The sequence below is a fragment of the Desulfobulbaceae bacterium DB1 genome (genome assembly GCA_001914235.1).
Classification (GTDB): Bacteria; Desulfobacterota; Desulfobulbia; order Desulfobulbales; family SURF-16; genus DB1.
Window position 1 is genome coordinate 28,422 of the sequence record MQUF01000014.1, and the last position, 19,428, is coordinate 47,849.

The window sequence follows — 19,428 nt, forward strand, 5'->3', positions numbered from 1 at the left end:
GAAGGATGACGGTCAATTTTCCAGTTCTGCTGGAGCCTCTTCCTCTGCCGCGATTATTTCCTTGAAATATTCTTCCAGCACTTTTTTGGCAATGGGTCCGGCGGCTGATCCGCCATGGCCCCCATGCTCGACAAGAACCGTGACGGCGATTTCCGGTTTGTCGGCCGGGGCAAAACAGGTAAACCAGGCATGGTCCCGGTACTTTCGGGGCATGGCGTCTTCCGTCATGCTCTTGAATTTTGCCATGCGGACAACCTGGGCGGTGCCGGTCTTGCCGCCGACAAGTATTTTGTCGAGTTTTGCGCTGCCGCCGGTGCCGTGGCGGTCGTTGACCGTTGAGATCATGCCTTGCATGATCAACGCAAGGGATGACTTCGTTCCGAGTACCTCGCCCAGCAATTCCGGTTCCACGTCTTTTAGGGTGGTGCCGTCCGGATTTTTTATCGTTTCAAGCAGCAGGGGCCTGTAGAGCTTGCCGCCATTGACGACCGCCGCGGTCATGCGGCAGATTTGCAAGGGGGTGGCAAGATTGAACCCTTGGCCGATGGCAACGGACAGGGTTTCGCCATCCTGCCAGCGCTCCTTTTTTTTCTCTTTTTTCCAGGCGGACGTGGGGACAAGCCCCGGCTTTTCGTGTTCCAGCACGATTCCCGTGGTCCGGCCGAGGCCGAGGGATTGAGCATAGGCAGCCAGCCGGTCAACGCCGAGTTTCATGCCCACCTGGTAGAAATAGACATCGCAGGACTCGGCGATGGCCCGGTTGAGGCTGACCGCGCCGTGACCGCTATTTTTCCAGCAGCCGTAGCGTCGGTTGTAAACATGAAGTCCTCCGTTGCAGTAAAAAACAGTATCCGGGGTGATAATTTTTTCCGTCAATCCGCCCAGGGCGGTGATAAGTTTGTAGGTCGAACCGGGCGGATACTGGCCCTGAATGGTTTTGTCGATCAGGGGGCGAAGAGGGTCATTAAGGTGTTTTTGCCAGTTTTTGCTGGAAATGCCGCCTATGAATTCGGCCAGCTGCAAGGGTGGGGAACTGGCGAGGGCCAGCAGTTTGCCGGTATGCACCTCCATGACCACCACTGCTCCGCCGAAACCATCGAGGGCCTTTTCCGCGGTTTGCTGCAGATCGATATCGATGGTCAACTGCAGGTCGTTGCCGGGCAGAGGGTCCTGGTGCTGCAGTTCCTGCTGCTCAAAGCCAAGCACGTCAACTTCCAGATACCGATGTCCCTTTTCGCCGTGCAGATCTTTTTCGAAAAGCTTTTCGATACCCATTTTCCCCACCGGATCACCGCCGCGATACTCGGCATATTCCGGGAGTTCCATTTCTTTCTTGCTGATCTGGCCGATGTAGCCGATCATGTGCGAGGCCATGTTGGCGTAGAGATAGTCACGACTCGGGACTGCGTCGATGCGCACGCCGGGCAGGTCAAAATGATGATTTTCGATGTACACCAAGGTTTTCCAGTCAATATCCTCTTTGATCAGGATGGGCATGTACCGGGGCTGGTCCGCAGCTTCGCGGACGCGGTCAAGCAGTGCGGAAATATCTTCATTTAAGATCTGGGCAAGCTGCTTGATCACCTCGTCGGGATTCGGCGCATCTTCCTTGGTCCACAGGAGATTGAAATAGGGCCGGTTGGTGATGATGACGCGACCATGGCGGTCCAGGATATTGCCGCGGGGAGCCTGTATCTGCTGAATCCTGATGCGGTTGTTTTCCGCCAGTTTGACATATTCGTCTCCCTTCTTTATCTGCAGAAACCAGAGTCGGGCGACAAGCACGGCAATGAAGACAATAACGACGGCCGTGGCGACATCAACCCGTTTTTTCAGGACAAGGAGTTCTTCCTCGTCGATTTTGTTAATTCTTTCAAGCGGTCTGCGTATTCGCGGCATGATGTTACGTCAAGAAGAGTCCGGTTATTCCCGGAAGGTGTTTTTTGATTTCGGACGTTGAAAAAAGATAACCGCCCGCCTGGGGGTGAGCCAAGAGTCCAGCGCGTCGAACAGGGCAAAAAGGGGCGGCATGAAAAGGGAAATCATAAGCATCTGCAGCAGAATTTTTATCCAGTTCCAGGAAAGTTCGTTTTCCGGAGCGAGAAAGGTGGCGAAAGTAAAAAGCACGGTGTTGACCAGCAGATAACAAGAAAGCACCAGGGGAAACCGATGGGCTGTTTCATGAATTGCAAGTTTTCTCGCCACTGCTTTCAGGAGAGCAAAAAGCAACAAATAGGTTACGGGATAAATGCCGAGGAAGATCCCGGAAAAAATATCCATGATCAGGCCGAGGAGCAGGAGAAGGACCGCACCCCGGTAAATATCGAATCGCAACGCAACAAAGACGATGAGTACGAAAAGCGGATCAGGGCGGCCCATCCAGTCAGGCAGGGACGGCAGCAGCGACGTCTGCAGAATGAGGAGCAGAACCGCAATGAGAAAGTAGGATAGGACTGCCATGACTTAATGGTATTGACTATTGAGATCCCGACCGGCAAGGGAATTTTCGTGCATGATGATCAAAAGGAATTCCAGCTGGGAAAAATCAACCGCCGGCTCAATGTCGATTTTCTGAAACATGCCGCGTTTGCTTTTGGTCACCTGGGAAACGGTACCCACCGGCAAGCCTTTCGGGAAAATGTCGCCGAGGCCGGAGGTGACGATGATATCTCCCTTTTCCACGTCCGCGTTTTTTAAAACATAAAGAAGATTGAAGCCGTTGCCGCCGTTGCCTTTCAGGATTCCCTGCACCCTGTTTTTCTGGACAAGAACATCGATCGCGCTGTTCGGGTCATTGGCAAGAAGGACTTTTGCATAATTCGGCGACGACTCAAGAATCTGGCCGACAACTCCTTCCACTGTTACCACGGGCATTCCCTTTTCAACTCCCTCGCTGCTTCCCCGGTCAATAATAATTGTGCGGAACCAGAGGGAGGGATCCCTGCCTATTATCTGGGCGGTGAGGGTAGGCGGGGGAAGCGTTTCCTTCATCTGCAGCAGTTTGCTTAAGCGGACATTGGTAGCCACCGCTTCGCGATGCTTGATGTTCATGGCCTTGTATTTCTCAAGCTCGGTAATGAGCTTCTCGTTTTCATCACGGACATCAAGCAGTGCGATGTAGTTGGACCAGACTCCGGCAATGCCGTCGGCAATGGTCGTCACGACATACTGGCCTTTGCCGATAAGGTCCAGCCCCAGCCGCTGCGGGGCATTTAACTCTTGCCGGCCGACGGTTGAAACGATGAGGATGAGGATGAAAGTCAGGATGGAACCGAAGAGAAGGTAGAGCTTAAGCTGCTTCGATGTTTTCTTTTTTTTTCTCATTAGGGTATCAGTTTACCATCACCTCTTTGAGAACATCGATGTTTTCCAGCGCCTTGCCGGAACCGAGCACCACGGACGAAAGCGGGTCGTCGGCGATGATGATCGGCAGCCCTGTTTCCTGCTTCAGGCGTTTGTCGAGATTGCGGAGCAACGCGCCTCCGCCGGTCAGCACGATTCCCTGGTCGACGATGTCGGCCGACAGCTCCGGCGGAGTCAGTTCCAGGGCCATTTTCACCGTCTCAATAATGGCATCGACCTGCTCGGCAATGGCCAGATTGATTTCGCCGGAATCGATTGTCAGTGTTTTGGGAACGCCGGAAACCAGATCCCGGCCCTTGATATCCATGGTTTCATAGGGCGGTTCCGGCATGACGTCGGCAATGGTGGTTTTGATCACCTCGGCGGAATGCTCGCCGATGGCCAGGTTGTGTTTGCGCTTGATGTGCTGGAGAATGGCATCATCCATCTTGTCGCCGGCTACCCGGACGGATTTGGCGTATACGATACCGGCCAGGGAGATGACGGCGACCTCGGTGGTGCCGCCGCCGATATCGACAATCATATTGGCTGTCGGTTCGGTGATGGGCAGCCCCGCACCGATGGCCGCGGCCATCGGTTCTTCAATAAGATAGACCTCGCGCGCGCCGGCGGATTCGGCGGATTCGCGCACCGCTCTTTTTTCGACTTGGGTTATGCCGGAGGGGACGCTGATAATGATGCGCGGATGGACCAGGGTCCTGCGATTGTGAACCTTGTTGATGAAATAACGGAGCATGGCTTCGGTGACTTCAAAGTCGGCGATGACGCCATCCTTGATCGGACGGATGGCAACTATGTTGCCGGGGGTTCGGCCGAGCATCATTTTCGCCTCTTTTCCCACCGCCAGAACCTTGTTGCTGCGATGGTCCTTGCGGACGGCGACAACGGAAGGTTCGCGCAGGACGATCCCTTTTCCCTTGACATAAACAAGAGTGTTGGCGGTTCCAAGGTCAATGGCCAGGTCATTGGACAGCCAGCCGAATAATGAGTCAAAAGGAGAAAACATTAATGTGCTCCCAAGGGGGTTGAATTTCAGAAATTTTCATGAGACAATCTGCCGCCGTTCCATGGAATGTCTTGTGATTAATGGAACCAATACGTGGCGGTCTTAAAAATAAAGTTTGCTTGTCCGCAACGTACGGCCTATCGGAGGTGCAAGATTCCGTGCAATGGCCGGCTCGGAATCAGGCGGAATCCACTGTCTTCTCATCGGGGGGAAGTTTGTCGAATCCATCAATCATGTCGCAAAACCAATCAATATAAGCGATTGCTTATCCTTAAAACATTGAATTTTAGCAAAAAAAAATATTGTTAGCAAGAGAAATGCCCCCGTTTGCTCAATTAGTTTATTGGCACTATGTGGTAGTTGGGTGTCGCGGAAAAAATACTTGACAGCCACTGTTGTGAACGATTATATGGGAGCACAAATTTCAGTGGAGTGGGGCTATAGCTCAGCTGGGAGAGCGCTTGAATGGCATTCAAGAGGTCAGCGGTTCGATCCCGCTTAGCTCCACCAATCTTTATTTCATGCCAAGCTCCGGTTTCCCGGGGTGTCAAATCCGAATTTCGGGTAGGGTTTTTATCTCACATCGCCAGGATATGATCTTTCATTCGGGGAGGGCTTTTTAAAAGTTTTTCCTTATAGTGAAGATAAAGCCTCTGCCGGTACTCAAGAATTGGCCTTCTTTCCGCCGCAGAGGCTTTTTTTTCTTTTTATCGGAGTTTGTTCATGTCTTCGAGCCAGAATCCCGCCGACAGCACTGTAAAAAATCTCAATAAGCAGGTAACCGATGAAGCGATTCTCAAGGTGACCAAGGAGATAATCGTCAAATTTATTGAGGTTGGCCGGCTTTCTCCAGCCAATTTTGATGAGACGTTTGAGCAGGTCCATCAGACAGTTCTGCGAGCCGTCCGGTCATGACGCACGGCCGGCAAACCGCTGAACTTTTACCCGAGCTTAATTATTTCCCGGAAAGTACCTCTCGTATCCACCTGATGGGTATCTGCGGCACCGGCATGGCCGCCGTGGCTGGCATGCTCAAAAGCCGGGGATACACCGTCACCGGCTCGGACAGCCATGTCTATCCGCCCATGAGTGATTTTCTGGCGCAGTGCGGCATTCCGATCATGGAGGGCTATCGCCCGGAAAATCTTGAGTCGCGACCTGATCTGGTGGTTGTCGGCAATGTGATTACCCGCAAAAATCCTGAAGCCCTTGAACTCGCCCGCCTTTCCATTCCTTATCTTTCCTTCCCGCAACTCTTGGGCCATCGTTTTCTGGCTGACAAAAAATCTCTTGTGGTGGCGGGGACTCACGGCAAGACGACAACCTCATCACTTCTCGCTACCATGCTGCATGGCGCGGGGCTTGATCCCGGTTTCATGATCGGCGGCATTGTCCAGGCCTTTGGTAAAAATTTCAAGGTGGGCGACGGTCTCTATTTTGTTGTCGAAGGGGACGAATACGATACCGCCTTTTTCGATAAGGGGCCGAAGTTTCTTCATTATCAGCCGCATATTGCCATCATTACCAGTATTGAATTCGATCATGCCGACATTTATGCGGATCTTGAAGCGGTTAAAGAGTCTTTTCGCCGGCTTGTGGCTATCATGCCGCCGGACGGCTGTTTGATTGCCTGTCTTGATGATCCTGTCGTGCGCGAAATCGTCGCTGCCGCTCCCTGCCGCGTATCTGGTTATGGTGAGGGGGATGGAAATGAATGGCGGCTCGTTCATGTGCAATGCTCACGGCAGGGAACCTCCTTTTCCGTTTTGCGGAAAGGGGAGTCGTTCGGTTCTTTTGTCACCTCCATGCCCGGCCGGCATAATTGCCTCAATGCCCTTGCGGTGATTGCCGTGCTTGATTCCCTGGGGCTTTCCCCTGCTGTTATCCGGCGGGAATTACAGGCATTTACCGGGGTCAGGAGACGTCAGGAAGTCAGAGGGGTCGTGTCCGGTGTGACGGTGATCGATGATTTTGCCCATCATCCCACCGCGGTGCGGGAGACCCTTGCCGCGTTGCGGTCGGTTTACGCCGGCCAGCGGTTGCTTGCTGTTTTTGAACCACGGACCAACTCGAGTCGACGGCGGGTGTTTCAGCAGGATTATGTCGGGGCCTTTGATGCGGCGGACCTGGTGCTGGTCAAGGAACCCGATGCCCTGGCCGCCGTTCCCGAAGGGCAACGTTTTTCCGCCCGGGAGTTGGTTGATGATCTGCGGAGTCGGGGGGTGGACAGTCATTATTTCCCCGGCACCGATCATATACTTCTTCATCTTGCCGCCAATCTCCGTGCCGGCGATGTTGTGGCCATTTTGTCAAACGGTGGTTTCGACAACATTCACGAACGTCTCCTGCTGCAGCTCGAATCCTCTCGTACGTAAAGCACCACTCCTATCCCCGTATCTCTACGGATTTTTCAATGCCTGCCACCACAATGTCGTTTTGTGCAAAAGCACGAAACGTGCACGCATTCTTTACGTTTATTTGAAATAATTATGAACTGTTGCATGATGTGAAGCAATGCGTGGCGTGGAGTGTGTGCTAATTCGGAAATGTGTGAATAGTCATTCATTTTTTGCTTGACATAGGCTGGTCTATGGGATAAAAACGGCTGGAAGTATGCAACAATTATGTTGTGTGCGACCAAAAGAGTCGGCCTGTGACGGCCAAATCCACCAAATTTTAGGTGTAGGGCGCATGATCCCTGCATTTGCGATTCGCCCGGTAGTATTCATAAGGGGCGAACAAAGGAGCCGCATCGTGGAACAGCAATCTCTCTTGGATCTTCTTTATATTGCCGCTTTTACACTTTGCGGTCTCGGTTTCGGCTTCGGCCCCCTCCTCATTGTTTATTTCTTTGCACCCCGTGGAACCCGGCAAATCGTCAACAAGACAAGAATTCCTATTGAGTGCGGCATGTTGACCATCGGTCCAGCCTGGATTCGTTATGGAATTCTTTATTATCTTTATGCCTTGATGTTTCTGGCCTTTGATGTTGATGTGCTGTTTCTTTTCCCGGTGGCCGCTGTTTATAACGATTTCCCTGGTATGCGGGGTTTTGTCGAGATAGTTTTATTTGTCGGAATTCTTTCACTGGCGATTGTTTATGCATGGAATAAGGGAGTGTTCAAGTGGGAACGGAAAGTATACCAACAGTAGAGAGTGCTATCCCCTCGGCATTGGTGCAGTTTCATCAATTGGATAAACTGCGTATGTTGGCCAGGGCGAACTCATTGTGGCCCATGACCTTCGGCTTGGCCTGCTGCGCCATCGAAATGCTGTCAAGCGGTTGCGCTCGTTTCGACCTGTCGCGTTTTGGGGCGGAGGTTTTTCGCCCGTCGCCGCGTCAAAGTGATGTAATGATCGTTGCCGGTACAATCAATAAAAAGATGATGCCCGCCGTTAAAATCCTCTATGACCAGATGCCTGAACCAAAGTGGGTTATCGCTATGGGAAACTGTGCGATTTCCGGTGGTCCATTTGTCTATCCGGGCCAATATAATGTAGTTGAAGGAGCGGACACCTTTCTGCCGGTTGATGTCTATATTCCCGGATGTCCCCCTCGTCCAGAGGCCCTGATTGAGGGATTGCTGGAACTTGAGGAAAAAATTACCGGTAATCGGCGTTGGCCGCGGGTGAAACCGGAAACTATGGTCAAAGGTTAAGCCAAGCCGGCATTTACCACTCTCAAATCCGGTAATGTATTTTCCTGCCGATTTTTGTGAGTCCACCTTCATGGTAACGTTATGGATCGAGCTAAAATAAAAAGAGAACTGGAAAATTTGGCTGCTGAAGGTCTCCCTGCCGAGCCACCTCGGGAAGAGGCACCGGTTGAAGTTCAAGCTGAAGGAGAAGGTGAGGAAAAGGCCAAGGCCAAAGCCAAGAATGACGAGGCTGCCCCGCGGAAAAATGGTCTGATCGAGACGGAATATGCAAAAAGGGGCGCCCATCTTGATGTGCAGATCAACCCGGATCAGGTTGTCAGAGCTGCTGAAATACTTGATGGTGAAGGAATGACCCTGGAAATGGTGACCGGCGTTGACTGGCTCAAGGATGGTCAGCTTGAGGTCATCTATGATTACTCCTATTCCGGTGGGCAGTTGTTCCGAGTTGTGGTGAGGGCCAGGGTTGACCGGAACAATGCTGAAATTCCGACTGTCTGCCATATCTATGGCGGCGCGAACTGGCATGAAAGGGAGACATGGGAAATGCTGGGCATCAATTTTGTCGGTCATCCGCAGCTTGAACACTTCCTGCTGCCGGAGGATGCTGATTTCTATCCATTACGTAAGGATTTCAAGCCATGAGTTCATTAGCCCAAAGCCATTTGCGTGAGACCTTTGAGCTGAATATAGGTCCCCAACATCCTGCAACCCACGGTGTTCTTCGAATCAAGGTCGTCATGGATGGCGAATACATCGACCGGGCGGAACCAATCCTCGGCTATATTCACCGCATGCATGAGAAGATGGGTGAAAATAGAACATGGAACCAGTTCTGGCCAAATATGGGTCGTCTCGATTATCTGTCCGCCATGGCATACAATCATTGCTATGCTGGTCTTATGGAGCGGGCTGCGGGGATTGAAGTGCCTGAGCGGGCTGAGTACATTCGCGTCATTACAGCGGAATTAAACCGGATACAAAGCCATCTCTTGGGTTTTGGCGCCTATATCATGGATCTTGGCGGATTTACCCCTCTGATGTACGCCATGGATGAGCGCGAGCAGATCCTCGATCTGCTGGAGTCGGTCACCGGCTCCCGGCTCACCTACTGTTATTTCCGCTTCGGCGGAGTTTATAACGATATAGATGACGACTTCATCGCCGGAACACGCGCCTTTCTCAAGCGGTTTCGTCCGCAGATACCCATGTATCATAAGCTGGTTACCGGCAACGTCATCTTGATGGATCGGCTGATCGGAGTTGGCCCCATTTCAGCTGAAATGTGCCGGAAATTCGGAGCGACCGGACCGGTTCTGCGTGGCTCAGGCGTAAATTACGATATTCGCAGAAATGAACCGTACAGCGTCTATCCTGAATTGGATTTTGATATCCCGGTGTATAAAGAATGTGATTCAATGGCCCGCTACATGGTGAGAATGGATGAGATGTTGGAGTCCTGCCGGATCATAGAACAGGCCTTGAATAAACTGCCGGAAGGACCGGTAATGGCTGAGAAAGTACCCAAGGCGCTGAAACCTCCCGTCGGCGATTTTCATTACGCGGTCGAAGCCGCCCGCGGTACATTTTCAATGAGGACAGTCAGTGACGGCACCAATACATCGTACCGTATGAGACTGAGGTCTCCAACCTATTCAAATGTCAGTCTGTTCGAGGAGGCAAGCCGCGGTATGCTGCTGTCCGACGCCCTGGCGTTTTTGGGAAGTCTTGATCCCGTTATACCCGAGATGGACCGGTAAGGAGCGAGCACGATGGATGAACTAATTCGATTACTTAGTTACATGATAGGCATCGCGGCCTTTCTTGGTCTGAATCTTGCCTATCTTGGCTGGGTTGAGAGAAAGGGCGCCGGTCATTTTCAACGGCGTACCGGACCGAAAGATGTTGGGCCGTATGGTTTGCTGCAGCCGCTTGCCGACGGTCTTAAACTGATGTCAAAGCAGCTGATTATTCCGGCCAATGCAGACAAACCGCTCTACATGTGTGCGCCGATCCTCATCATGGTGCCCGCGGTTCTCTTGTTTGTGGCGATTCCTTTTGGCGAACATCTGGTACCTCGGGAATTTAATTTCGGACTGTTGATGATGTTTGCCTTTGCCTCGGTGGGTGGTTTATCCATCCTCATCGGCGGCTGGGGTTCCGGTAATAAATATTCACTTATTGCCGGAGCCAGGGCTGTTTCACAGAATGTCGCCTATGAAATACCGATGTTGATCACGGCTATCAACATAGTCCTTATCACCGGATCCATGGATCTGAATGAAATTGTCCGTCAGCAGGGTGGTTATATCTGGAACTGGAATATATTCCGGCTGGATAAATCCATTCTCATGCCTGTTTCCTTTCTGGTTTTCTTTATCTGTTCCCTGGCTGAAACGAATCGTACCCCGTTTGACATGGGAGAGTGCGAAGGCGAACTGGTTGCCGGGTATCATACTGAGTACGGCGGTATGGGCTTCGGTCTTTTCATGATGGCTGAATATGCCAACCTTGTTATCGGCTGCAGCTTGACCACCATCCTCTTTCTCGGGGGCTGGCAGTCGCCCATCGGCATTTGGCCCGGTCCGCACTGGTTTCTTCTCAAGATGTATTTTCTTGTATGGTGTTTTGTCTGGATCCGCTGGACCTATCCCCGCACCACATTCTGGGGACTCCTTAATCTTTCCTGGAAATACCTCATACCGTTTTCCTTGGTTAACTTGCTTCTAACAGCCTTATTTATAAAGGTATTTTGATTATGTCCGGATACTTTAAAGATATCATCACAGGATTGAAGAGTCTGGCCGTCGGGTTGCAGATTACCAATAAAGAGTTTCTGACCAAACCCATCACTCTGCAGTATCCCCATGAGTCAGTAAAGATGACGCCCCGTTACCGGGGTCATATTGAACTGGTCAAGGATCCGGAGACCGGACTGAACCGTTGTATATCCTGCGGCATGTGCGAAAAGGGTTGCCCATCCGGCTGTATCACCGTCAAATCAGAAAAACGCCCCGGAGTCAAGGGCAAGGTTCTGACAGCCTATATCCTTAACTTCACCACCTGCAGTCTCTGCGGTCAATGTGTGGAAAACTGCAAGCCGGGTGCCATTGGCTTTTCCAATGAGTACAATCTGGCCAGCACCAGGCGTGAAGATTACATTTTCGACCTGTTGCAAAGGCTTCATCCTGAAGGTGTTCCTGAACCAGAGGTTGATCCTGAATTATTAAAGAAAGAACTCGAGAAGCAAGAAGCTGCAAAGCAAGCAGCTGCGGCAAAGAAAGAACCCGCCAAAAAAACACCTGCTGCGGAAGGCGGGGAATCAAAAGCAGAGGGAAAAAGCTGATGAATCCTTCACTGTTATCACCCGAAGGTTTAGCCGGAGTTATTTTCCTGATCCTAATTTGCGTCACTGTGATCGGGGCGATAATTGCAACGTGTACAAAAAGATTGATCAGAAGCGTCAGTGGACTTGCCGTTTGCTTCTTGGGCGTTGCCGGGCTCTATTATTTCCTGAACAGCCCTTTTGTCGCCATGATGGAGCTCCTTATTTATGTTGGCGCGGTTTGTGTCACTATTGCTTTTGCCATCATGCTTGCCGAGCCGGATGAGGCTAGGTTGGCAAGAAAGTTAAGCGGATTAAGCGGCGGATTAGCTACGGTCTGCGGTGGTGGTTTTGCATTCGCCCTTGGTTATGCCGCAGTGAACGCACAGTGGATGGCGCCCGCCACAAAGGTAAACGACGGATCTTTAAAGGCAATAGGTTATAGCCTGCTGACCAATTACAGCATGGTTTTTGAGCTTATTTCAATCGTATTGCTTGTGGCCATTGTCGGTTCCCTTGCCTTGGCTAGAAGCGGAAGAAGAGGCAATGCATAATGTTAACACTCAGTACGCAGCTTAACACCTATCTCATTATCGGCGCCATCCTCTTCGGGTTCGGCATATTCGGTCTGGTTAGAAGGCCGAGTCTTATCGGCATGCTTATTGCGGTTGAGCTTGTTTTGAGCGGCGCATCCATTAATTTCATGGCCTTCAACCATTTTCTCGCACCTGATCCCACGGTCGGGCAGATTATCACCCTTTTCATCATGGCCATTGCCGCGGCCGAAGCTGCCATTGCGCTCAGTATTGTGCTGGCGGTTTATAGAAACTATAAATCCATTGAAACTGAAGATCTGGTTGAACTGAACGGATAATATCGAGGATTGCCATGGAAACCGTTAACGCTGTCACAGGCGATATTGTCACCACGAGTAAGTTGGTTTGGGCGCTGATTGTACCTCTGCTGGGTTCATTTCTTGTGTCCCTGTCCGGCAAGAAACCGAATCTTCGGGAAACTTGGTCGGTCGTTTCCGCTGTCATACTGTTTACTCTGGTTACCACCCTGATTTCTCCGGTGCTTTCCGGGAAGGTTCTGTATTATCAGCTTTTTAAAATCTTGCCCGGGATTACGGTGACATTGCGGGCGGACGCTTTGTCCATGATCTTTGCCCTGGTCGCGTCATCCTTGTGGATTGCCGCTGCTTTCTATTCCATGGGCTATATGCGCGGGCTGCATGAGCATGCGCAGACTCGTTTCAACACCTGTTTTGCCATCGCCATCTTCGGGGCAATCGGAGTTGCCTTTTCCGACAACCTCTTTACCATGTATCTTTTTTACGAGATCGTCAGTGTCTGCACCTATCCGCTGGTCGCGCATCATCAGGACGACGAGGCATACGAGGGCGCCAAGAAATATATCGTATATCTGACCACCACCGCCAAGGGATTTCTTTTGCCCTCCCTTGCGCTTATTTATGTCCTGACCGGATCCCTGGATTTCCCCCATAACATCAATACCGGTATTATTCCGGCTGATACAAATTCAGCCCTGGTCATCATGCTTTTTATTTTCTGCCTCTTCGGCTTTGCTAAAAACGGCGTCATGCCTTTTCATCATTGGCTTCCCGGTGCCATGGTCGCACCGACACCGGTCAGTGCGCTGCTTCATGCCGTGGCGGTTGTCAAGGTCGGTGTTTTCTGCACCGCCAGGGTCATGCTTTATGTTTTCGGCGTCGATCTGATGGGCGCCTTGAACCTCGGAATACCCACCGCTTATTTTGTCGGTTTCACCATTGTCATGGCTTCCGTCATCGCCCTGACCAAGGACAATCTCAAGGCGCGGCTCGCCTATTCAACCGTCAGCCAGCTTTCCTATATTATCCTGGGCGTTTGCCTCCTCACTCCACACGGCATCCAGGGCGGACTTGTTCACATTGCCAATCATGCCTTTTCCAAAATCACACTCTTCTTCTGTGCAGGTGCCATCTATGTCGCCACCCACAAGAAAAACATTTCCGAAATGAGTGGGCTGGGCAGGACCATGCCGTTTACCTTCGCCGCTTTTGCCATTGCCTCGCTCAGCATGATCGGTGCGCCGCCGGTGGCCGGATTTGTCACGAAATGGGAGCTGCTTGTTGGAACCATAGAGTCGGGGTCACTGGGCATCCTGCTGGTGCTGCTGGCCAGTACACTGCTCAACGTCGGTTATTTCGCGCCCGTGGCCTATAAGGCGTTTTTCGGAAAGCGTCCGGAGGGAGAACCTTATGTGGGTGTGCAGGAAGCTCCCCTCGCCATGGTTATTCCACTCTGCACGGCATCGGTTATATCTGTCATACTCGGCATTTATCCGGATTTTTTCATGAACTTCGTTAAAGTGGTGATAGGATGATAACCTCGTTGATTCAATTTTTTCGCGATCGGTTAAAGACGACTATTCTTGCCTGTCTCGTCTTGATCGGTCTTATCGCTCTCTGGGGATCATTCATGGTTGATACCAGCCATGCCCACACCGACATGGAGAAGCTGCCCTTTTTCTGGACTTTTTTCGGGTTGCTCGGCGGTGCCGTGCTTATTCTCCTCTCCCGGTTTATTGGAAGTTTAGGAATAATGACCCGTGAGGATTATTACGATGAATAATTTCTGGATGCACCCATCACTTATCCTTATCCTGGGCGGACTGCTCATCCCGTGCATGCGCGGTGTTGCGCGCAAGGCGTTTCTGCTTATCGTGCCGACCATCACCTTTGTAACCGTGCTTTTCATGGACAAAGGAGTCTATGGGGTAGTTCAGTTTCTCGATTGGCACCTCACCTTTGCCAGGGTAGATGCTTTAAGCCAGATTTTTGCCTATATCATGTCGCTGATGTGTATTATCGGCACCCTCTTTGCCTTGAACGTTGAAGAGGATGGTCAGCTTATCGCCGCCTGGTACTATGTCGCAGGCTCACTCGGAGTCATCCTCTGCGGCGATTACGTCGTGCTCTTTCTGTTTTGGGAACTGATGGCCTTTGCCTCGGTTTTTCTGGTCTGGTACCGCAAGGGTCCTCAGTCAACGGCCACCGGCTACCGCTATTTGCTTATTCATACCATCGGCGGCTTATTTCTCCTGGCCGGTTTTGTTCTGCGGTACCACAATACCGGAGGGGATCTGAGCTTCGGTCCATTGGGCGTTGATATGCCCAGTCTGGCAACCTATCTTATTCTTATCGGATTTATCGTCAATGCCGCTGTGCCGCCTTTTCATTCCTGGTTGCCGGATGCATACGCAGAAGCAAGTGTCGCCGGCGCCGTTTTTATGTGCGCCTTTACCACCAAAACGGCAATCTATGTTCTGGCCCGCGGATTCGCCGGTATGGACATATTGATCCCCCTGGGTGCGATCATGGCGCTGTATGGTGTTGTCTACGGCATCATCGAAAACGACAGCCGCAGGATTTTCGCCTGGGATACGGTGAGCCAGGTCGGATATATGGTAGTGGGGGTCGGAATCGGCTCCAGTCTGGCAATTAACGGCGCCTGCGCCCATGCCTTTGCTCATATTCTTTATAACGGACTGCTTTTCATGGGCACCGGATCGGTGCTTTACATGACCGGCACGTCGAAATTAACCGAACTGGGCGGACTGTATAAAAAGATGCCGCGCACCTTTATCTTTACCCTGATCGGCGGTCTTTCCATTGCCGGATTTCCGCTGTTCAGCGGCTTTGTCAGTAAATCAATGATCATTGCCGCCGGATTTTCATCTCACAATCTGTGGGCGGCTTTTGCCTTGACGCTGGCTTCGGCCGGTACCTTTCTGCTGGCCGGTCTCAAGGTTCCTTACTACATCTGGTTCGGCAAGAACAACTGTACCAGCGAACGGTGGGAAAAAGCCGCTGATCCGCCATGGAATATGCAGGCGGCAATGGCTATTGCTTCCGTGCTTTGTGCCTTTATCGGCTGCTACACCGCTTACCTATACAACATGCTGCCCTTTCAGGTCGAGTTTCATCCTTACACCGCCTACCATTTGTCGGAAACATTGCAGATCATCGGCGGTGCCGGTTTGATTTTCTTTCTCCTGAAAAGGTACATGGAGCCCACCGCCACCATCAGTCTTGATCTTGACTGGTTCTATCGCATGGGAGGTCGGGCATTCATGTGGGTTGACAGTAAAGTGTTTCAGGCCATTGATCTGGCCGTTGGTGAAATTTACCGGTATATCGGCATTTTCCCGCTGATGACCATTTCCCGGTTCTGGTCCTGGTTTGACTGGAATGCAATTGATGGCGTGGTGGACGGTACCGCCCGTTCGGTCAGAAACATCGGTGGTGTCGTCCGTCGGTTTCAGTCCGGCAATATCCAGTACAGTATATTTTTTGCTGCATCAATGGCCGCCGCTGCAGTTTTGGTCTTTGTTTTTGCCTGATCAAGGCTATGAAGCGATTTCAGGAAAATAACGAATATTAATAGAGTGAACAGAGGATAGTGGGAATGGATTTTCTAATAATGAATGAAGGGTTTCCCCTTTTAAGTGCCCTTATCTTTCTCCCTTTGGCTGGTGCGTTTATCCTGCTTTTCCTGCCGGGCGAAAATGTGCAACGGATTTGGACCATGGTGGTGACTTCCGTTACCGCGGTCATTTCCTTTCCTCTGTACAGCGGTTTCGATTCCACCACGGCAAAGTATCAATTCGGTGAGCATATCGGGTGGATACCCTCGCTCAATATCAATTATACTCTGGGGATTGACGGCATCAGCCTCCTGCTCGTGCTGCTGACAACCTTTATTATGCCGCTTTGTGTTCTCGGTTCCTGGACCTATATCCAGAAGCGGGTCAAGGAGTTCATGATATGCCTGCTGGTTATGGAAACAGCCATGCTCGGCGTTTTCATGGCCCTTGATTTCGTACTGTTTTACATTCTCTGGGAAGCAATGTTGATTCCCATGTATCTTCTGATCGGTGTCTGGGGCGGGCCGAGAAAAATTTATGCATCGATCAAATTCTTTCTCTACACACTGGCCGGCTCCGTCATGCTGCTTGTCGCTATTATCGCGCTTTATCTCAAGACCGGGAGTTTCAGTATCCCGATGATGATGGGGCAGGACTATTCATCAACCTTTCAGATCTGGGTTTTTCTGGCTTTTTTTCTGGCATTTGCCATCAAAGTGCCCATGTTTCCCTTTCATACATGGCTGCCGGCCGCCCATGTCGAGGCACCAACGGCGGGCAGCGTCATTCTGGCCAGTATTTTGTTGAAAATGGGAACCTATGGTTTCCTGCGTTTCTGTCTGCCCATTACCCCGCTTGCGACCCTAAGCCTGGGGCCCTATGTTCTGTGGATGTCGGTGGCGGCCATTCTTTATGGTGGCTTCACCGCCCTGGCTCAGTCCGACATGAAGAAATTGATTGCCTACTCCAGTGTCGGACATATGGGATTTGTCACCCTGGGGATCTTCTTCCTGAACCGACAAGGGTTGGAAGGCGCGTTGCTGCAGATGATTAATCATGGTGTGACGACGGGCGCACTCTTCCTTTGCGTGGGCATGATGTATGAACGAACCCACAGTCGGGAACTTAAGGACCATTCGGGCATTGCCCAGAATCTGCCGATCTTTGTTTCATTTTTAACGGTATTTTCCTTGTCCTCCCTGGCTTTCCCAGCCACAAACAGTTTTGTCGGTGAGTTTATGGTGCTGGCCGGCGCTTTCAGTGTCAATAAGATTATTGCCGGAGCGGCAATTCCCGGCGCCATCCTTGCCGCTGCCTACATGATGCGTTTGCTGCAATATGTCCTTTTCAAGGGACCTGGGCGGCCGGATATAGCCGATCTGAATGTAAGGGAAATCGTTACACTGACTCCATTGCTCTTTTTTGTTTTCTGGATCGGACTGGCACCGGAACCTTTTATCAGCGTCATGCATGCGAGCGTCGATTCCCTGCTGGAGCAGGTAAATCTGGCGAAATCCGCGCATGTCGCCCTGAACATGATACCGTAGCATTATTTACGGCGAGGCGGGCTGAGCCCTCTTGCTAAATAATAAGGCAAGCATAGAACATATATAAGGAATCAACATGTTGTTTGCACCAGAGTTATTACTGCTGATGGGAAGTCTGGTTCTCTTCTTTGTCACTCTCGGACAGGGGAAGGGAAAGCTGGCAAAAAACATTGCCTTGTTTTTAGCAGTGGCATCGAGTCTTTTGAGCCTGGCAACACTTCAGCTTGAGGGCAATTTGTTCTTTAACGCCTATCGCATTGATCTCTTTTCCCAGATTTTCAAGTTTGCCATGTCAATAGGCCTTGTTGCCGTTCTTATTTTCGGCAGTGACCTGAAAGGGATCAATAATTCGGTTCGGCCTGAGTATTATCTTTTCATGATACTCAGTATGCTGGGACTGGTTATGCTTGTCAGCAGCGTCGAACTGCTCACCCTGTTCATTGCCCTGGAGCTGTCATCCTACTCCCTCTACCTCATGGTGCCGATGCGCGATGATCGCGGCGGGTTGCGCATGCAAATGGAGGCGGCAATCAAATACATTCTATTTGGTGCGGTTGCCACCGCTACCATGCTTTACGGAATGAGCTTTATTTACGGACTCACCGGAACCACCTATTTCACCGAATTGATACCGAAGCTGCATGTGCTGGCATCAACGCCGACGGCGATGTTGGCCATTGCCCTTTTCATGACAGGCTTTTTTTACAAACTCGCTGTGTTTCCCTTCCATTTCTGGGTGCCTGATGTTTATCAGGGTGCGTCAAACAGCACCACGGCATTTATCGCTTCAATTCCCAAATTGGGTGCCGTTGCCCTGCTCATTCGCATCACAACCCTTGTCGCACCCAATGGCGGTGAATCAGTGGTTATGATGCTGATGATCCTTGCCGTCTGTTCCATGTTTTACGGGAACCTCTCCGCCCTGGTGCAGACCGATGTCAAACGAATGCTGGGCTTTTCCGGTATTGCCCATGCGGGCTTTGTGATGCTCGGCCTCCTCACCCTTGATGATACCGGTTTTGCCACCTCGATGTACTACATTACAGGGTATCTTTTCATGAACCTTGCCTGTTTTCTCGTCATCTGCAAGGTTTCACAAAATGGAGAAAATGTCGTCATAAATGATTTCAGCGGTCTGTACAAACGCTCTCCATTACTTGCCTTGACCCTGTTGGTCGGCATGATGGCACTGGCCGGTATACCGCCCTTTGTCGGGTTTATGGGCAAATTCATGCTGTTGACCGGGGCTCTGAAAGCAGGGCATCTGACCCTGGTCATCCTGGCGGCGCTTAATACCGCGATTGCAATTTATTATTATCTATCCGTCGTGCGGGTGGCATTCTGCAGTGCACCGGAAGAGCGTCCCGATGTTTCAGTTGATTTGATGACGCGTTTCGTCAGTATTTCTTTGATAGTTGTCATCATCGTCATGGGCGTTGCGCCGAAACAGGTTTTACAGATTGCAACCAGCGCGGTGCGAACGATTCTTTGATCTTCCGTCTTGCTGCATCATTTCCATTGGTCCGAGTTGATTGCTTTTGCCTGGCAGATCAACTCGGACGATGCCTTTTTTTTAATTCTATCCCCCCTCCTTTCCTGCTTCTTCAATTCATGAGCCATTGTATGCCCTGCCTGGCAACATTGAGCGTTACTTTGAGCTGAATGGATACTCTGCTTGACAAGATAAATAAAAAATGTATAGTGTGGTATTAACTTCAGTGCGGACGTAGCTCAGTTGGTAGAGTACAAGCTTCCCAAGCTTGGTGTCGCGGGTTCGAATCCCGTTGTCCGCTCCATGCTGATTCGAGACCTTCTGCTGAATCCGGTCTTTTGGTATATTGAGTCATGATGAACTTGTGGGTGTTTCAGGGAAGCGTGCGTCACGCACTCCGTGCCGCGGCCCTGAAATAAGCGGGGATTTCCCGGTTCCACCTGCCTGTTGCTGCTTTAATATGCTCACCTGAAGTTATTGATTAAGATGCCGAGAGATGTGCAGAAAATTTCTCGGCTGGATGGTTTGCGATCAACCATCCGCTGTAAAGTGGGCTATGCCCGCTTTTTTTGTTTTACACTTTAACTCTTGACCGCCTCGGCACAAGT

19 protein-coding genes and 2 tRNA genes are annotated in these 19,428 nt (G+C 51.1%); 17 read left to right on the top strand and 4 right to left on the bottom strand.

What is annotated here, in order from left to right:
- Positions 1-12: 12 nt before the first annotated feature.
- The 4 genes from BM485_11830 to BM485_11845 are packed head-to-tail and all read right to left on the bottom strand — an operon-like array spanning position 13 to position 4,369.
- Entirely contained in the window at positions 13-1,899 is a 1,887-nt protein-coding gene (locus BM485_11830; GenBank protein ID OKY74536.1) for a penicillin-binding protein 2, read from the bottom strand.
- 24 nt (positions 1,900-1,923) lie between these two features.
- The gene (locus BM485_11835) at positions 1,924-2,460 is read right to left on the bottom strand and encodes a rod shape-determining protein MreD (protein ID OKY74537.1); all 537 of its coding nucleotides are present in this window, start codon (positions 2,458-2,460) and stop codon (positions 1,924-1,926) included.
- A gap of 3 nt (positions 2,461-2,463) precedes the next feature.
- A complete protein-coding gene (locus BM485_11840; protein ID OKY74538.1) occupies positions 2,464-3,324 on the bottom strand; it encodes a rod shape-determining protein MreC in 861 nt (286 codons plus the stop codon).
- Positions 3,325-3,331: 7 nt separating this feature from the next.
- Entirely contained in the window at positions 3,332-4,369 is a 1,038-nt protein-coding gene (locus tag BM485_11845; protein OKY74539.1) for a rod shape-determining protein, read from the bottom strand.
- A gap of 434 nt (positions 4,370-4,803) precedes the next feature.
- Between BM485_11845 and BM485_11850 the strand changes: the two genes are divergently transcribed.
- The 17 genes from BM485_11850 to BM485_11930 all read left to right on the top strand — a co-directional run bounded on the left by BM485_11850 (position 4,804) and on the right by BM485_11930 (position 19,124).
- Positions 4,804-4,879, top strand: a tRNA-Ala gene (locus tag BM485_11850).
- A 213-nt stretch (positions 4,880-5,092) separates the two neighbouring features.
- Positions 5,093-5,284 (top strand): hypothetical protein, encoded by a 192-nt coding sequence (locus BM485_11855; protein ID OKY74540.1) that lies wholly within the window; start codon positions 5,093-5,095, stop codon positions 5,282-5,284.
- Positions 5,281-6,744, top strand: a complete 1,464-nt coding sequence (locus BM485_11860; GenBank protein OKY74541.1) for a UDP-N-acetylmuramate:L-alanyl-gamma-D-glutamyl-meso-diaminopimelate ligase — start codon at positions 5,281-5,283, stop codon at positions 6,742-6,744. The genes BM485_11855 and BM485_11860 overlap by 4 nt, the downstream gene beginning before the upstream one ends.
- Before the next feature lie 379 nt (positions 6,745-7,123).
- Entirely contained in the window at positions 7,124-7,522 is a 399-nt protein-coding gene (locus BM485_11865) for an NADH dehydrogenase (GenBank protein OKY74542.1), read from the top strand.
- Complete coding sequence (locus BM485_11870; GenBank protein OKY74543.1) at positions 7,495-8,028, top strand: NADH-quinone oxidoreductase subunit B; 534 nt, start codon at positions 7,495-7,497, stop codon at positions 8,026-8,028. Before BM485_11865 ends, BM485_11870 begins: the two co-directional genes overlap by 28 nt.
- Before the next feature lie 81 nt (positions 8,029-8,109).
- Positions 8,110-8,670: a hypothetical protein gene (locus BM485_11875; GenBank protein OKY74544.1), complete on the top strand. Its 561-nt coding sequence runs from the start codon at positions 8,110-8,112 to the stop codon at positions 8,668-8,670.
- Positions 8,667-9,785: an NADH dehydrogenase gene (locus BM485_11880; protein OKY74545.1), complete on the top strand. Its 1,119-nt coding sequence runs from the start codon at positions 8,667-8,669 to the stop codon at positions 9,783-9,785. Before BM485_11875 ends, BM485_11880 begins: the two co-directional genes overlap by 4 nt.
- Before the next feature lie 12 nt (positions 9,786-9,797).
- Positions 9,798-10,781 carry an NADH-quinone oxidoreductase subunit H gene (locus tag BM485_11885; GenBank protein OKY74546.1) on the top strand — a complete coding sequence of 328 codons (984 nt, stop codon included), beginning with the start codon at positions 9,798-9,800 and terminating at the stop codon, positions 10,779-10,781.
- Positions 10,782-10,783: 2 nt separating this feature from the next.
- Complete coding sequence (locus tag BM485_11890) at positions 10,784-11,371, top strand: hypothetical protein (protein ID OKY74547.1); 588 nt, start codon at positions 10,784-10,786, stop codon at positions 11,369-11,371.
- Complete coding sequence (locus tag BM485_11895) at positions 11,371-11,904, top strand: hypothetical protein (protein ID OKY74548.1); 534 nt, start codon at positions 11,371-11,373, stop codon at positions 11,902-11,904. Before BM485_11890 ends, BM485_11895 begins: the two co-directional genes overlap by 1 nt.
- Positions 11,904-12,224, top strand: a complete 321-nt coding sequence (locus BM485_11900; protein OKY74549.1) for an NADH-quinone oxidoreductase subunit K — start codon at positions 11,904-11,906, stop codon at positions 12,222-12,224. Before BM485_11895 ends, BM485_11900 begins: the two co-directional genes overlap by 1 nt.
- A 14-nt stretch (positions 12,225-12,238) precedes the next feature.
- On the top strand, positions 12,239-13,738 hold the full coding sequence (locus BM485_11905) for a cation:proton antiporter (GenBank protein ID OKY74550.1): 1,500 nt from the start codon (positions 12,239-12,241) through the stop codon (positions 13,736-13,738).
- Positions 13,735-13,986 carry a hypothetical protein gene (locus BM485_11910; protein ID OKY74551.1) on the top strand — a complete coding sequence of 84 codons (252 nt, stop codon included), beginning with the start codon at positions 13,735-13,737 and terminating at the stop codon, positions 13,984-13,986. The genes BM485_11905 and BM485_11910 overlap by 4 nt, the downstream gene beginning before the upstream one ends.
- Positions 13,979-15,757, top strand: coding sequence for a Na(+)/H(+) antiporter subunit D (locus BM485_11915; protein ID OKY74552.1), 1,779 nt, complete (start codon positions 13,979-13,981; stop codon positions 15,755-15,757). Before BM485_11910 ends, BM485_11915 begins: the two co-directional genes overlap by 8 nt.
- Positions 15,758-15,822: 65 nt before the next feature.
- The gene (locus tag BM485_11920) at positions 15,823-17,328 is read left to right on the top strand and encodes an NADH-quinone oxidoreductase subunit M (protein ID OKY74553.1); all 1,506 of its coding nucleotides are present in this window, start codon (positions 15,823-15,825) and stop codon (positions 17,326-17,328) included.
- A gap of 76 nt (positions 17,329-17,404) precedes the next feature.
- A complete protein-coding gene (locus tag BM485_11925) occupies positions 17,405-18,820 on the top strand; it encodes an NADH-quinone oxidoreductase subunit N (protein OKY74554.1) in 1,416 nt (471 codons plus the stop codon).
- Between the two features lie 228 nt (positions 18,821-19,048).
- Positions 19,049-19,124 (top strand) — tRNA-Gly (locus tag BM485_11930).
- Positions 19,125-19,428 lie beyond the last annotated feature (304 nt).